This window comes from Streptomyces sp. NPDC059816 (genome assembly GCF_042732055.1).
Taxonomy (GTDB): domain Bacteria; phylum Actinomycetota; class Actinomycetes; order Streptomycetales; family Streptomycetaceae; genus Streptomyces.
Window position 1 is genome coordinate 75152 of sequence record NZ_JBHWIQ010000028.1, and the last position, 15025, is coordinate 90176.

Here is a 15025-nt window from a genome sequence, read left to right on the forward strand (position 1 = left end):
CCCTGGCGAGGGCCGGCCGTACCGCGGTCGGTGAAGGCGTCCGCGCGACAGCGTCCGGGGCAGGGCCACGCCGGGGGTGGGCACCAGATGTTCGGAATCCGGAAGCGGCGGAACGACCCGCCGGCCGAGCGGGCCACAGGCGGGGGCGAGGAACTGGTCCTGCCGTCCGCCGACCCCGACGAGCGGGCGCACGCGCTGAGCTGGCTCCAGGACCGCGCGGGCCACTACCTGGACTCGTGACCATCTGCCCCGTGGCCCACGCCGAACTCCGCCACGGGCTGCGCCGCGGCGCGGACCCCGCGCCCTTCCACCTGGCACTCGACCAGGCCTTCGGCTCCGTCCCGATGAAGCACTTCAACCGGCAGCCCGAAGCCGCCGACACGCAGAAACGGCTGCGCGCACTCGGCGTAGGGCCGACGCCCTCCCTAATGGACATCGTGACCGCGCTTACTGCACGGGACCACGGTCTGACCCTCGTCCACACCGACGACCGCATCGACGACATCGGGCAGGTGCACCCCGACATCCCCATGATCAAGGTGGCGGCAGATCGCCCGCCGCGCCCCGCGCCCGACTCGAACAACCGGCGCCGGGGCTTCCTTCGCAGCCTCCTGGACGACTGACAGCGAGGATGCGCCATGGCACCGTTCGGGGTCTGACTCTCCGGGCTCACGGTGAGGTCCTCGCCGTGGCCTACGGGGCCGCGACCGCAGCACTGTCCGGCCACCCGGGCGTTCGCCGTCCTCACCCACGTCCTGCCTGACCTGCTCGGACCGGAGTGGTCCGCTGGCCGCAGCGCCGCACCGAGCCAGGAAGCAGATCCTTACGATCTGGCAGAGGCCTTGGCCTCATCGGGAAAGGGCGCGCAAGACCGGCGCCACGCTTGCACGCGCGGGACTCAGGTCACCGGATTCGGCCTTGTTTCTGTCCACACTGAGCGATGTGAACAAGGGCCATGAAGAGGATGAGCGGGACTCCGGAGTGCCTCGTCCATCCGACGTGCTGCCGGGTCTCGACCAGGAGCAACTCCGAGTGCTGCGCCAGGTCGGCCGGCAGTGGCGTCGCGCAGCCCCGCAGTCCGGGACTGGGCACCGGGAGCTTCCTGTCAACCCTGACACGGGTGCGTTTCCCTCGGCGGCGGACATTCACCCGACTCGGTACGGCCAGTTGGTGCACATCACCTCCCTGGGTGGCCACGCATCGGCACAGGAGGCCGGCGGCGCGGACGAGGTCGCTCGCTCGCGGATGGGCCGCATCGCGCATCGCTCCCGTCGGGTGTTGCTGGGGGCACCGCTGAAGAGCACCGCCGTCGTACGCGAAAGCATGCGCAAACTGGTGGCGCTGCCGGTGCTCTCGGCCGACGCCCTGTCTTCGGTGGCCTACGGCCCCGAAGCGATGCTGGCCGTCCTCGTGCTCGCGGGCACGGCGGGAATGGCGTACTCCCTGCCCATCGCCGCCACCATCGCCTTGTTGATGCTGGTGGTCGGGGTGTCCTACCGGCAGACGATCCGCGCCTATCCCCACGGGGGCGGCTCCTACATCGTGGCCGGTGACAATCTGGGACTCCTGCCGGGGTTGATGGCGGCGGGGGGCCTACTGATCGACTACGTCCTCACCGTCGCGGTCTCGATCGCCTCCGGGATCGCCGCGATCACCTCCGCCATTCCCTCACTGGCGCCGGCCACGGTTCCCTTGGGTCTGATCATGATCGCTCTTCTGCTGGTCGGGAACCTGCGCGGAATCCGGCAGGCCGGCGTTCTGTTCGCCGCGCCGACCTACGCCTTCATCCTCGCGATGTTCGCCCTGATCATCAGCAACCTGGCGGACTCCGCCGGGGATGGGTTCCGGCCGACCCCCACCCCTCATCTGAACGCGGTCGAGGGTGTCGGAGTATTGCTCATCATGCGTGCCTTCGCCTCCGGTTCCACGGCCATGACCGGCATCGAGGCCATCTCCAACGCCGTACCGGCCTTCCGGCCCGTCCGGTGGCGCAACGCACGCACCACCCTCACCTGGATGACCGGCCTGCTCATCGCCATGTTCGGGGGCATCATTGCCATCGTTCATCTGCGCGGCGTCATCCCCCGCAGTGGCGAGACCGTCCTGTCGCAGCTCGCCCATCTCACGTTCCATTCCGGTCCGATGTACGTCTTCGTCCAGGCCGCCACCGCGGCGGTCCTCCTCCTCGCGGCGAACACGGCATACAACGACTTCCCCCGTGTGCTGTTCCTCCTGGCCCGCGACGGCCACGCCCCCCACATCTTTCTCAGACAGGGCGACCGGCTGGCCTTCAGTAACGGCATTGCCCTGCTGTCGGTAGCTGCTGCCCTCGTCTTCGTCGTGTTCGCCGGCAATACGAACTCGCTGATCCCGCTGTACGCCGTCGGCGTCTTCCTCGCCTTCAGCCTGTCGCAGACCGGAATGGTGGTTCACTGGCGCCGCGTCCGCACCCGGCACTGGCGCAAGAGCCTCACCTTCAACGCCACCGGGGCAGTGCTCTCCACGCTCGTTCTGATCACCGCCGCCATCACCAAGTTCACCTCCGGCGCTTGGGTCGCCCTGTTGGCCATCGGCCTGTTCTTCCTCCTGGCCACACGCATCCGGCACCACTACCGAACAGCCGCCGCGGCGCTGCGACTGCGCCCCGACACCACCGAAGCACCCGGCCCCATCGGTACACGAGCCCCTGCGCCCGCGCCCCTGCCAACGCAACACTCTCTACCGGCCGAAGCGGGACGGACCGACCGCGAAAGGGAGGAGGGAGAAGGGGAGAGGGAGGAAACGCCCCAGTCCGTACATCACCTGACGGTCGTCGCCCTCGCCTCCCTCGATCTCGCCGGCCTGCGCGCCCTCGCCTACGCGGCCTCACTCCAGCAACCCACACTCGCCCTGCACATCAGCCCCAGCGAGGAGGAAGCACAGCGATTCCGCGACTACTGGACCATCTGGGGCGACCACCTGCCGCTCCATGTCGTCCTCTCCCCCTACCGGGCGATCGTCGCACCACTGATCCACTACATCGAAGCACTTCACCGCCAACGCCCCGACCTCACCATCACGGTGATCCTCCCCGAGATCGTCACCCAGCACCTGCGCCACCGACCCCTGCACAGCAAGGACGCCGCCCGCCTCCGCCGTGCCCTGCGACCGCTCCCCAAGATTGTCGTCACGAGCGTTCCCTTCCACATCCCTTGAGGAAGAGTCACGGTGAGCGTGCCGAGCCGTCAGCGAAGGATCGCGCGTGGACGCAGGACCATGAGCGAGCCTTCCAGGGTCGCCACCATCGCGAAGGGGAACCGGTCGAGCTCAAGACAGAGTGCAACATCATCGGGGTGGACTCCTTGACGCACACCCTCCGCCAACTCGGCGGCGGCGCGAGACTCGGCAGCACGGCGAAGGAACGCAGTGGCGTCCGTCCCAGCCTCGGTGGCCCTTCGAGCGACGTACTCAGCACACGCCAGATCTTCCTCGGCCTGCCCGTCCTCGCCAGTGACCACGAACGTGACACCACCACTCTTCCGCGTCCGCAAGAGCTGAGCTGTTGCCTCCGCCACCACGAAGCTGGCGCACAGCACCAGCGACGCCTCCTTGACCGCGAGGGCGCCGACCGTCCCTGCCGTGGTTTTCTGCACAACGGTCCGTCCGTCAAGGTCAACAGACCGCAGCAAGCCGGGGGAGTTGACCATGTCGAACCCGGGCGCGCGGGGACCGTCTTTGAGCGCCGCCCAATCCGGGTGGCGAACCTTGAGCGCCAGGGCTTCGTCCAGCGACTCAGCAAGGACGATCTTTTCCGCTCCCCGGGCAAAGGCCCAGGCGGCCACGGTGAAAGCACGCATGACGTCGACCACGACCGCCACGGACGGGGTTTCGACCAGATCAGCGATGCCAAGGAAACGAGCGTCCATGCCGGTCATGATCACGCATGCCCGACCCAAGACCCCTGGAGAGTGGTGCGCATCACGTCAACGGTCCCGGATTGCGACCTCTCCAGCTACCTGCGCTGCGAAAGTGGTCTGCAACTACACGCCTGCCCAATAGCCACACGGGGTCACTCGTGCACGGCCTCTGCGGCTTCATCCAGCAGTAGGTCGGCCACGGGTGCGGCAACTGTCATGCACGACGACCTCACCAAGCCCATCGCTGTGGCTGGAGCGGTGAGGACGCCGAAGAGGAGGGCTCGTCAGGCTGAGGTCGAAGCGGTCCAGGATCCGAATGCGCCGACAGGGCCATCCGCCCGCTGGCTCGACGGGTGCCCCATCGGCGACGGCCCTGGACACGGTCACCGTTGCCCACCCGAGCGCGTGGCAGACGGTTCAAGCGGTCGGTGCGCTGTCAGTCGGCGGCGGTCGTCGTCGGCGCGGCGGTGGGGGAATCGCGGAGGCCCAGGCGCAGGTGCTCGACGTGGTAGAGGGCCTGGTCGAGGAGTTCGGCGACGTGGTTGTCGTAGAGCGCGTAGACGATCGAGCGGCCGTGGCGTTCGCCGGTGACCAGTCCGAGGTTGCGCAGCAGGCGCAGCTGGTGGGAGCAGGCGGAGGCTTCCATGCCCACGGCCTCCGCGAGGTCGCTCACGGAGCACGGGCCTTCCTGGAGCCGGGCCAGGATGTGCAGCCGCGAGGGCGTGGCGAGGGCCTGGAGAGTGGCGGCGACGTCGGCGGTGCCGACGGCGTCCAGGCGCTCGCGGGTGGTGGCGCTGCTGGCGGTATCGGTTCCGTGGCCCATGGGGACATCATACCGATAACACCTGAAGACCTATTCAAGTATTCCTGTATGGTGGAGGTGCTGCCCCATCCATCCGTGAAGGGTTGTTCTGCCATGCCTTCAGCCCTTGACCAGCGGCCCGCTCCAGCCGCTGCCGGACCGCGTCCGGTGCTGCCGAAGCGGCGCAGGCGGGTGTTGGCTCTGCCGGAGGCTCGATGGGCATTGGCCGCGCTGGTGCTGTTCCTGGTCGCCCTCCCGCTGGATCTCCTCGGTGCTCCGCCGTGGCTGTGGGCGCCGCTGTATGCGGCCGTCTACATCACCGGCGGCTGGGAGCCGGGGTGGGAGGGCTTGAAGGCCCTGAGGGACAAGACCTTGGACGTGGATCTGCTGATGGTCGTCGCGGCGCTCGGCGCTGCCGCCATCGGCCAGGTCCTCGACGGGGCTCTGCTGATCGTCATCTTTGCGACCTCAGGCGCGCTGGAGGCCGTCGCGACCGCTCGGACCGCCGACTCCGTTCGTGGGCTGCTCGACCTCGCGCCGACCGCTGCGACCCGTCTCCTGCGCGGCGACGTGGAGGAGAGCGTCCCCGCCGATGCCCTCACGGTCGGCGACGTCATCCTGGTGCGGCCCGGCGAGCGGGTCGGCGCCGACGGCCAGGTCCTCAGCGGCACCAGTGACGTCGACCAGGCCACCATCACCGGCGAGCCCCTCCCGGTGGCCAAGCAGACCGGGGACGAGGTGTTCGCCGGCACTGTCAACGGGACCGGCGCCCTGCGGGTGCGCGTCGAACGCGATCCGTCGGACTCGGTGATCGCGCGAATCGTGAAGATGGTCGAGGACGCCTCCGAGACCAAGGCGCCCACCCAGCTGTTCATCGAGAGGATCGAACAGCGGTACTCCATCGGCATGGTCATCGCCACCCTCGCCGTCTTCGCGGTCCCGCTCGCTTTCGGCGGCGAACTCCAGCCGGCCCTGCTCCGCGCGATGACGTTCATGATCGTCGCCTCGCCGTGCGCGGTGGTCCTCTCCACCATGCCGCCGTTGCTGTCCGCGATCGCCAACGCCGGACGCCACGGCGTCCTGGCGAAGTCCGCTGTCGTGATGGAACGCCTCGGCCAGGTCGACGCCGTGGCGCTGGACAAGACCGGCACCCTGACCGAGGGGACCCCGCGCGTCACCAGCATCCGTCCCCAGCCCGGCTCCGGCCTCGACGAGAACTCCCTGCTGGCGCTGGCGGCGGCGGCCGAGCACCCCAGCGAGCACCCGTTGGCCCGCGCCGTCGTCCAGGCCGCCCGCGAGCGGGGACTCCCACTCGCCGAGGCGACGGGCTTCACCTCCACCCCCGGCTCGGGCGTCACCGCCACGGTCGACGGCCGTACCGTCTGGGTCGGCTCTCCGGCCCGCCTCGCCGCCAGCGATCCGCAGACCGTCAGCACGGTGCAGGAGCTCGAAGACCAAGGCTGCACGGCGGTTCTCGTGCTGATCGACGGCGCACCGGCCGGGGTGTTGGGGATCGCCGACCGGCTCCGCCCGGACGCGAAGGCCACGGTGGCCGCGCTCACCACCCTCACCGGCCGGGCCCCGGTCCTGCTGACGGGCGACAACGAGCGCGCCGCACGCCGCCTGGCCACGGAGGTCGGCATCACCGACGTCCGCGCCGGGCTGCTGCCGCAGGACAAGGTGGCCGCCGTCCAGGGATGGGAGGCCGAGGGCCGGCGGGTGCTGGTGGTCGGCGACGGTGTCAACGACGCCCCCGCCCTGGCTGCCGCTCATACCGGAATCGCGATGGGCAAGGCCGGATCCGACCTCGCCCTGGAAACTGCCGACGCCGTCGTCGTCCGCGACGAACTCGCCACCATTCCCGCGGTCGTGGACCTCTCCCGCAGAGCCCGACGCCTGGTCGTGCAGAACCTCGTCATCGCCGGGATCTTCATCACCGCGCTCGTCGCCTGGGACCTGATCGGCACTCTCCCCCTGCCGCTCGGCGTCGCCGGCCACGAAGGCTCTACGGTCATCGTCGGCCTCAACGGCTTGCGCCTGCTGCGCGAGCGCGCCTGGACGAACTCCTTCGGCAAGGACACCTCATGAGCAAGCGTGCCCGCCGCGATCGCACGGCCGCGCCCACGGGTGCTGCCGGTGCTCGGTGCACGGTCACCGTCTGCCGGGGCTGTTGCTGCGGCACCCTGGCCAAGGCCCCCCACCTGGACCACGACGCCCAGCTCACCGACCTGCGCACAGCACTCGCTGGAGTCGCGACGATCCGGCGCACCGACTGCCTCGACGCGTGCGAGCGCGCGAACGTCATCGTCATCCAGCCCTCCGCCGAGGGACGCAAGGCCGGAGGCCGACCGGTCTGGCTCGGCCAGGTCAACGACCCGAGTGCTGCCGTAGACATCATCGCCTGGGTCACCGATGGCGGACCCGGCCTGGTGGAGCCGCCCGGCGTCCTCGACCTCTACGCCTTCCAGCCCTCACGCCGCGTCCGGGCCGAACTCCACGACGAGTAGCACCGCTCAGCACCATCGAACTCGCGAGCCGAACGGCCTCAACGGCTATCCGGCAGGCGGGTCTCCGTGCGGAGGCCGTCGACGAAGGCATTGACGGCCCGGCGGAAGCACTGGCGTTGTTCGGGGTGAGGGGTGGAGAGCAGCGATGAAGAGCGATGACGTTTCGTACGTGGACACGGCGAACCCTTCCGGGAAACACGGAGCCCCGGCGTTGCCGGGATGGTGGTGGGTGTCCGGCCCTCCACGAGAACACCATGGCCGCCTCCGTGCGCTCTACAACGAGCTCGTCGCCGCGGAGGTTTGCCAGGAACTGGGGCTGGCGACCGAGCCGCGCACCGTCACCCCCGGGCGCCGCCCCGTCATGGAGATCGCCGTTCTCTGTCAAGCTCTACGTGTTGAATTCCTTCGTCATCGTGCGGGTGGCCGAGGCTGGGTCGGCAGGACGTGGATGTTGGTCGGTCGTTCGGTCAACTGGAGCCGGAGCTGGCGGTTCTCCATGGTGATCTGGTGCAGGGCAGCGACCAGTGCTGCGTTGTCGGTCTTGAGCTGTTCGAGTTCCTTCAGCGCCTGCGCTCGGAGCTCCTTGGCCTTCACCAGCTGTCGCCGGAGCCGTTTCTCGCTGTCGGGCATCTCGCCGCGCGGACCTTGGCGTAGAACTCGTTCTTCAGATCGAGGTGCCGTTGGGTGAGGACGTTGCGCGGGACGCCGGCCTCGGCGGCGAGAGCGACGATGGTCAGCGCTCCGTTGGACCGCTCAGGGGTGCCGGTGAGGATGAGGTCCATGGCCGCGCGGATGCGGTCTCGTTCGTCTGGTGCAGGGCTCATGCGGGCGTCTCCGAGGGTGATCCGTTCGCGGTAGTGCTCTTCGGCGAAGTGCCGCAGTTTGGTGGCGTGGGCCTGGAGCCGTTCGGCCAAGGGCTGGGGGAGGAGTTCGCTGGTGGCCTGCCTGTCGAGTTCGTCGGCCTTGGCGAGGAGTTGGCGGGCGTGGTTGTCAGTGCGGGCGATGTTCGCGCAGGTCGGTTCACAGCGGTCGAGTCGCGGAGTGGCCTGGCGCGCTCGGAGCTGGCAAAGAGCCTTGTCCGGGTTTTAGACGCAGGTCAGAAAGGCGTGGGGGTTGTCGTGAACGGCCAGGGCGGCGTTGGCCATGAATTTGTGGGCCTGGCGTGCGGTGAAGACGATGCCCTCGAAGGCTGGGGCTTGTCCGGCGGCGGTGATGGCTTGTCGTGCGGCAGGGCCGGAGATGGCGCCTCCGGCGGCCCGTTGGGCTGCGATGGACGCGAGGGTGTCTGCGGTTGCCCGGGCGGCTCGATGATGTCGAGCAGGTCGTGGATCCCGTCGCGGCTTCGGGATATCGGTGGAGTCGGGTATTGGAACTCCCCGAATGCCTCGGCAGGGACACTGCGAAACAATGACACTGGCAGTCGCGGGGGGTGCCTCGGACACTTGGCGGTGCTCAGGTACGGGTACAGGCCGTCGGTTGCCAGAGCGGCGAACTCGCGCGCGGGGCCTGCCAAGGCTGCCATCGGCACGCTGGTTGGAGCGTGACCGCATCCAGGAATCGGCTAACTCGCGCGCTTCCGATCGGTCAAAGGCCAAGATCACCGGCCGGGAGGCGGGCAGCGGCGGGGTCGTCCGCCGCCTCGAGCTTCTCGGGGACCGCCCGTTGCGCCCGGGGGAGGAACCGGCTCGCTGGCTGGCCCAGATCCCGCCGGCATCGGCGCCCGCGCAGCTCGTCACCCCGGAAACCTGCGGTTCTGCAGACAGTTCCGACGTGTTGCCACTCGCTGACGACGCTACCAGGATGCCCACGCCGCAACGCCCCGACTTGGTACACATCCAGGGAGGGTGGTGAGACGGTGCCCGGCCCTCTGTGGCACGTGCCCGTGTATCTCGGCGTCGTCATTCGAAAGGGCCGAAGTCCGGCGAGGAGGCAACACGACTGGCCCTGAGCACCTGGGCAAGGGTCGAGAGTGCTTCGAAGACACCGAGGACCTCGCCGAGGAACTCGAGATACGTCATCCCGGAGGGGCTCTCATCGCTGACGACGCGACCTGTCTGGAGGTCGTGATGTGCTGTCGCGTGCCCGATCGTGTTCCGGCGACGGTTGTTGAGCAAGCTCTCGAATGGCTCCCAACCCGGCACCTGTGCCACATATGCGATCTTGAAGGCATTCGGCAGCTTGCCGAACTTGTCGAGGTTCCTGGGGCGCTTGTTCTCGGGTACGCGGTCGGGGTGGACGGCTCCGAAGTCGTCCGGGCTTCCGCGCTTCACCGTGTTCTGTGCTGCAACAAGCGGCCACAGGCACTTGCAAGCGAGCTCGAATCCGTGCTGGTAAAGGTCCCTCACCATCGAGAACTCGTCGCGGTAGAGGACAAGGTCGTCGAAGGCATCCTTGCCGCCCGGCCCGAAGAACCTCCCCAGGAGCCCCATCTCCCAGGACTCGTGATGTTCTACGAAACGGCTGAGCTCGGTGAAGACATCTCGCTCCAGAGCTGCCGAGGACTGTCCTCGACGCCGGAAGGTCGCGAGGTGATCCTTGTGTCGTTTCATCGCTGCGAAGTGCTTTCGCGAGAAGCGGTTGATCACCTTGGCGCTAGTGGTCCCCGTGGTCCCTGTGATGACCGTCGTCACTGCGCCCATAGCCTGGTAAGCGACGGTCGTTCGCTCATGGCTCGTGCTCGGTTCCCATGCGAGGCCGAGCTGCTGCTGCGCGATGCGAACGAACATCGCAGTGTTGCCCTGGAGGTAGTACTGGAACAACATGCGGACCGCGGGCCATTGATCGCGGCCCGCTTCGAGCGCCGCATGCCGTTCGGACTGGAACTCCGCGAAGGCGTGGTCTCCGAGGGCCTGGAGGAGCGTCATCGTCGGGAAAGACCCCATCGGCGTGAACGTGTCGGCGTTGTAGCGCGACGGCACGAACGGATTGATGGTCACGACGCGTCTATCAGGAGACTCTGGCGCGGAGTTGCTCAGCACCTCACACTCGATGGCGATACGGTGGTTTTCGAGCTCTGTGCCCGACATCGAGCCCCGGATTGATAGTCCGCAGTGCGGGCACGGCAGGTAGAAGCGCGTTCCGCGGGTCGGCTCGACACCTAGGCGGGCGTCGAACGCCTCTGCACATCCCGGGCACTTGAGGTAATAGCGGGAGATCATGGTGCCAAGCTAGACGCCCCGAACCAGGGCGGCCAAGCTCTTTCGATGAAAGCCGCTGCCGACGAGGTTGATGACCACAGCGAGCACCGCCTCATCCTTGATGTGCGTGACCGTGCCGTACTGCGTACGGACTTGCCCCGACGGCGGCAACGGCCCGATCATCTGCTGGCAACTTTCGACTACTTGACTCCGCCAGTCGCGCGAGCCGAAGGGCGCCGGGCCATCGTTCGATCTCCTTCCAGCCGAGATGGCCGTAGAAGTCTTCGAGCCCGACCCCGCCCCGGGCAGCGAGGTGCAGCTGCTCGAGGTTCATCTCGTCGCGGGCGATCTCACGGGCCCGGTTCATCAGCGCAGGGCCGATAGAGCGACCGCGGAAACTGTTTGGCTCTGGGAGTGGTTGATGGTGCCCCAGTGCGCGACGAGCGGGTATATGTCGCGGCGGATGTTCAGCCAGCCAGCGAGGCTGCCGTCGATGGCGGCGAGGAGGAGTCGGCTGCGATCGGGATCGAGGTCCGCGATGAGCCGGTCAGCGACGGGAGCGACATGGTCTATGTCGACGGGCGGGAAGGGAAACCCGGCGGCGCCGCCAGCGTTGGTGACCGTGATCCAGCAGTCGATCAGTTCGCGTTTCAGTTCTGCTGTGATCTCGTGCGGGCGGACGAGATCAGTGAAAGGCAGGGCTGTTCATGATGATCATAGCAGGAAGTGCGGTTTCGGTTGGTCACGGTTAGGCTTTCGAGTTGTGCTGGTCAGGGTTCCGCTGGGCGACGTCTGCGGCGTAGGCGGCCCAGTCACCGCCCGATGCCTGCTGCCACTGGACGGCGACTTTGATGTGAATCCCGAGCATCCGAGCAAGGATTGCGGCGGGGACTTCGGTCGCGAGGGTGAACAGGGCGGTGGACCGATCCTGTTTGGGTCGGATCCCGATCTTGTGGAGGCGCTTGCCGATCTGGCTGTCCGTGAGCGGGAGCCCCGGGTGCCCTCCCGGGAACAGCCAGGGGGCCTCGTCCCGCGTGCCGATCTTGGCCTTGCCGCGGCGGGTCGCGACGAGCTCGCGGCCCAGACTGGCCAGCGGCATGGGAAGAACAACCGGCGAGGTGCCGAAGGCGATCGCGACGGTGTCACCGTCGCTTTGGACATCGTCGACGGTGAGCTGGCTTATGGTGGCAATCTTCTGTGCGTAGAGGATCAGCAGCAGTCCCGCGACGCGGTCCGGTGTCGGCAGTGTGTCGTCGTTGAGGAGGCGCCGGGCGTCGGCCCAGCGTTTCTCGCTGTCGATGGTGCCCTGGGGGCCGGTCCAGCGGACGGTGCCGTAGGTGAGTCCGCTGGCATGTCGGTGTTGTAGCGACCAGCGGACGAAGTGACCGGTCTCGTCGCGGTAGCTGACCGTGGGCTCGGCCATCCAGCGTTCCAGGTCCGGCTGTGTGCAGGTCCCCAGCGTCAGCCCTTCGCCTCCGAGCCAGGTGAGAAAGTTGTCGGCCGCGGAGACATGGCAGCGGACGTTGAGATCTTGGAGGCGGGTGGTGTGGTCTTCGCCGACGCGTCGTCGGAGCCGGCGTAGGTGGTGCCAGACCGCGTAGCCGTGCAGGATCCGGCGCTCGGCGAGGTCGGTGCGGGCCTGGACCGTCGCGGTGATCCATTTTTCCAGGGCGATAAGGCGCTCGTCGCGGGGTGCCAGGGCGCCGGTCGCGACCAGGACACTGCGCAGGTGGGCCAGCACCTTGCTCGGGGGCAATTCGTTGAGAACTTCGTGGGTGACGGGCCTCTCGTCGCGTCCTATGCGCTCCAGAAGGCCTCGGGCCTTCGAGCGGGAGACCCAGGCGAAGGCGACGTCCGGGCGCTCGGAGCTCGTCAATGCCTGATGGAACGGGCTGAGTTCGGGCCGGATGGCCCCGGTGGTGTCGCCGAGGAGGTTGCGTACTTGCTGGTCGAGGGCGCATCGCTGGCAGGGGCGGGGGCTGAGCTGCCAGGTGACGGTGCAGACCGGGCAGCGGTCCCAGAAGTCCGGCTCGGGGTTGGTGCACTTCGCGCACAACGGCGCCTCCCAGGTGCCGCTTCGGGCCTGGGCGACGGTGCCGCAACTGCTGCAGGCCACCCATCGCTGCTGGCAGCGGTCGCACCAGGGCTGGCCGGTGGCCCGGGACATGTCGCAGAGCGCCGTCCGCCCGCAGATGCCGCACTCCGCGGTGATTCTCGGCCGGCAGTTCTGGCAACGTGGGCCATCAGGCAGCCGGTTAGCGACGGGCTTGCGGCAGCCGCAGCCGACGCACTCCTCCAGGTTCGAGGGCTGCCTGATCATGCAGTTCGGACACAGCGGCCGGCCCTCGGCATCGCGGGTAGCGGGTTCACGCACGGCGCCACAACCGAAGCAGGGAACGGCCGCGTGGTGGGCGAAACAGGCCCGGCAGATCCTCTTGCCGTCCAGCAGCTTGGACAGCGCCTTCACCCCGTGGCAGCGCGGGCAGGCCGGTCGGACAACCTTGGTCGCCCCGGCCTCGAGGAGCTCGTCGATGAACCGCAGGGCGGCCGGGGTGGGGGCTTCACAACCGGCGCTGGTCAGTAGCTCGGGGCGGCCGACGACGGCCCAGGCCAGGCGCCGCTGCCCGGCGGGCCGGACGGTGGCCCGCCCGAGTGCGGCCAGGACCGCATGGTCATCAAGGGTGGGATCGAGACTTGTGACGAGCTCGGTGAGTTCCTGAAGCGGATCGCCGGCGGTGTCGGGGCAGTTCTGGCAGCGGGGCTCGCCGTGACGGTCCCGGCTGACGACGCGTCGCTCTTCATGGCATCCCGCGCAGACGGCGGGCTTGTCGAGGCAGGGCGAACGTCCCCAATGCCCGCCTTCGCTGCTGCCGACGTAGTGGCAGGAGCGTCCGCACTCGCCGCAGCGGGGCAGTACGACATCCTGGGCGCCGGCCTCGTACAGGGCCATCAAGAGTTTCGCGACGCAGTAGGGCGCCGGTGGCTGACCGGTCCGCAGCAGCGCTGGGTCGTCGTGCAGGGCCTGGGCGAGGCTGCGGCGGCCGGCCCGCCCGCGTACGACCGTGCAGACGATGTCGCGGATGAGAGCGAAGTTCAGATGCTTCTCGACGTTGCCGACGAGTCGCACCACCAGACCGACCGGGTCTGCGAGGACTTCCTCGGCAGTACCGGTCACCGGTCCACTCCGTTAACCCGAGCCCTCTTTGGCCGTAGATCGCCGATGCCTTCGGAGGTCGCGGTCCCGCCAGTAGCTGCCTTCTTCGGCTTCGCCGCGATGCCGGCACCGGTGATCGGCTCGATGAGGTCGTCCATCGTGCAGTCCAGGATGTCCAGCAGGGCCATGAGGATTTTGAGGCTGAGCCGCTCCGGCCGTTCGACGACAAGTCGGTAGACCTGGCTGGACGACAGCGTGATGTCCCGTTCCTTCAGCAGCGGCAGGATGTCGGTGGTGGAGAACATGCCGCGGTCCGCCATGACCTTGCGCAGATGCCAGTGGTAGTCGAGCTTCGCGGCCATCTTCGGGTCCTTCCTCGTCAGACGCCGGCGAACGCCGGGGCCAGGGCCTTGCTCAGAGCAGTGTTCACGAAGTCGTCGCTGACGTGCGTGTAGATGGCGGTGGAGCTGTCGCACTCGTGGCCGACCTGCTGCTGGATGAAGCGCCGGTCGACGCCGTCCTCAGTCAGATGCGTGACGTACGAATGCCTTAGGGAATGGGGGACCAACGCCTTCGGCAGCTTGAGTGCGTCCCGGTATGCCTCGAAGCGGTCGTTGATCGTGCCTGGCTGGAGACGTCCTCCGCGCTCGGTGATCCAGAGCGCCGGCTGATCGGGGAATCCGAAGCGGGGCCGGACGTTCTCGACGTAGTCCGCGACGGCCTCGGCTGCCCAGTCCATCACCGAGAGCACGTTCCGGCGCCGCGGCGGCTGGCCCTTCTTGGCCTTACCGTAGCGAACGTTGAGGGTGCCGTACCGGCCGAACTGGCGAGCCTTCGGGTTCCGCCCGAAGTCGACCACATCGAGTTTGGACGTCTCGGTTCGGCGTAGCCCCCATCCGTAGATGACCTTGAAGAGGGTGGCGTCGCGGTAGGCGGCGAGGGCACCCTTGCGCTTGGAGTTCACGGCGCGTGCGACCTGGTCGTCGGCGTAGTCAAGGAATCGCTGCAGCTCTTCCCGTGTGAACGGCCTCGCCTCCGGGTCACTCTCGTAATCCTGCAGGTGAGGAAGGGTATTCCACTCATGACAGACCGCCACCGGATAGACACCGAAGGCATCCTCGCAGGCCGGTCCCCAGCCGTAGCGGCCGTCGGTGAGGAACTCGCTGAACAGTCGCACGTCGCCCTGGTAGCTGCGGATAGTGGACGGCGCCAGATGCCTCTCGCCCGTCAAGGAGGCTGACCACTCGTCCATGTGGGCCGGCGTCCACTGCCACGGGTACTCGTTCGCGTACTCAAGGAATCGGCGGATCAGTCGTTCCCTGGGGTCGATCGTTTCGTCCTTCAGCCCCCGCGACTTCTGCTGAGCCCGCCACCCCCGCACCATCGCGTCGAACATCGCGTCCTCGGGACGCAGCTGAACCACCCCGGAGACGAGCTCCAAGTGAGCCGCCCCAGCCAGGGCTACCTTCTGCTGATGCACCACTCCAGGCCATCCCTTCTGGAGAGCAAATCATGCATCAGATGGGATC

Annotated in this window: 14 protein-coding genes; 6 read left to right on the plus strand and 8 right to left on the minus strand. The window is 68.0% G+C overall.

Translation table 11 applies throughout. The annotated features are described in order from the left end of the window. Positions 1 to 87: 87 nt before the first annotated feature. From ACFV88_RS29730 to ACFV88_RS29740, 3 genes are all read left to right on the plus strand, one after another. Positions 88 to 240 carry a hypothetical protein gene (locus tag ACFV88_RS29730; protein ID WP_385495100.1) on the plus strand — a complete coding sequence of 51 codons (153 nt, stop codon included), beginning with the start codon at positions 88 to 90 and terminating at the stop codon, positions 238 to 240. Then, entirely contained in the window at positions 237 to 623 is a 387-nt protein-coding gene (locus tag ACFV88_RS29735; RefSeq protein ID WP_385495101.1) for a type II toxin-antitoxin system VapC family toxin, read from the plus strand. The genes ACFV88_RS29730 and ACFV88_RS29735 overlap by 4 nt, the downstream gene beginning before the upstream one ends. A 700-nt stretch (positions 624 to 1323) precedes the next feature. Continuing rightward, the gene (locus ACFV88_RS29740; RefSeq protein ID WP_385495149.1) at positions 1324 to 3195 is read left to right on the plus strand and encodes an APC family permease; all 1872 of its coding nucleotides are present in this window, start codon (positions 1324 to 1326) and stop codon (positions 3193 to 3195) included. Between the two features lie 29 nt (positions 3196 to 3224). Here ACFV88_RS29740 and ACFV88_RS29745 read toward each other — a convergent pair whose 3' ends face one another. Together ACFV88_RS29745 and ACFV88_RS29750 are read right to left on the minus strand one after the other, a co-directional pair. After that, positions 3225 to 3905 carry a 2-phosphosulfolactate phosphatase gene (locus tag ACFV88_RS29745; protein WP_385495102.1) on the minus strand — a complete coding sequence of 227 codons (681 nt, stop codon included), beginning with the start codon at positions 3903 to 3905 and terminating at the stop codon, positions 3225 to 3227. 427 nt (positions 3906 to 4332) lie between these two features. Continuing rightward, a complete protein-coding gene (locus tag ACFV88_RS29750) occupies positions 4333 to 4719 on the minus strand; it encodes an ArsR/SmtB family transcription factor (protein ID WP_385495103.1) in 387 nt (128 codons plus the stop codon). Between the two features lie 93 nt (positions 4720 to 4812). Between ACFV88_RS29750 and ACFV88_RS29755 the strand changes: the two genes are divergently transcribed. Further along, positions 4813 to 6786: a heavy metal translocating P-type ATPase gene (locus ACFV88_RS29755; RefSeq protein WP_385495105.1), complete on the plus strand. Its 1974-nt coding sequence runs from the start codon at positions 4813 to 4815 to the stop codon at positions 6784 to 6786. Then, entirely contained in the window at positions 6783 to 7205 is a 423-nt protein-coding gene (locus ACFV88_RS29760; protein WP_385495106.1) for a (2Fe-2S) ferredoxin domain-containing protein, read from the plus strand. The genes ACFV88_RS29755 and ACFV88_RS29760 overlap by 4 nt, the downstream gene beginning before the upstream one ends. A 408-nt stretch (positions 7206 to 7613) precedes the next feature. Here ACFV88_RS29760 and ACFV88_RS29765 read toward each other — a convergent pair whose 3' ends face one another. The 3 genes from ACFV88_RS29765 to ACFV88_RS29775 all read right to left on the minus strand — a co-directional run bounded on the left by ACFV88_RS29765 (position 7614) and on the right by ACFV88_RS29775 (position 10363). Further along, the gene (locus ACFV88_RS29765) at positions 7614 to 7835 is read right to left on the minus strand and encodes a hypothetical protein (protein ID WP_385495107.1); all 222 of its coding nucleotides are present in this window, start codon (positions 7833 to 7835) and stop codon (positions 7614 to 7616) included. Then, the gene (locus ACFV88_RS29770; RefSeq protein ID WP_385495109.1) at positions 7796 to 8119 is read right to left on the minus strand and encodes a hypothetical protein; all 324 of its coding nucleotides are present in this window, start codon (positions 8117 to 8119) and stop codon (positions 7796 to 7798) included. Before ACFV88_RS29770 ends, ACFV88_RS29765 begins: the two co-directional genes overlap by 40 nt. Positions 8120 to 9103: 984 nt before the next feature. After that, entirely contained in the window at positions 9104 to 10363 is a 1260-nt protein-coding gene (locus ACFV88_RS29775) for a hypothetical protein (protein ID WP_385495110.1), read from the minus strand. Between the two features lie 411 nt (positions 10364 to 10774). On the opposite strand from ACFV88_RS29775, the gene ACFV88_RS29780 reads away from it, so the two are divergent. After that, the gene (locus ACFV88_RS29780; protein ID WP_385495112.1) at positions 10775 to 11053 is read left to right on the plus strand and encodes a hypothetical protein; all 279 of its coding nucleotides are present in this window, start codon (positions 10775 to 10777) and stop codon (positions 11051 to 11053) included. Between the two features lie 37 nt (positions 11054 to 11090). Here the strand turns inward: ACFV88_RS29780 and ACFV88_RS29785 are convergent, their stop codons facing one another. The 3 genes from ACFV88_RS29785 to ACFV88_RS29795 are packed head-to-tail and all read right to left on the minus strand — an operon-like array spanning position 11091 to position 14979. Further along, a complete protein-coding gene (locus ACFV88_RS29785) occupies positions 11091 to 13517 on the minus strand; it encodes a site-specific integrase (RefSeq protein WP_385495113.1) in 2427 nt (808 codons plus the stop codon). Then, the gene (locus ACFV88_RS29790) at positions 13514 to 13858 is read right to left on the minus strand and encodes a helix-turn-helix domain-containing protein (protein ID WP_385495114.1); all 345 of its coding nucleotides are present in this window, start codon (positions 13856 to 13858) and stop codon (positions 13514 to 13516) included. The genes ACFV88_RS29785 and ACFV88_RS29790 overlap by 4 nt, the downstream gene beginning before the upstream one ends. Before the next feature lie 17 nt (positions 13859 to 13875). Continuing rightward, positions 13876 to 14979 (minus strand): tyrosine-type recombinase/integrase, encoded by a 1104-nt coding sequence (locus ACFV88_RS29795; RefSeq protein ID WP_385495116.1) that lies wholly within the window; start codon positions 14977 to 14979, stop codon positions 13876 to 13878. Positions 14980 to 15025 lie beyond the last annotated feature (46 nt).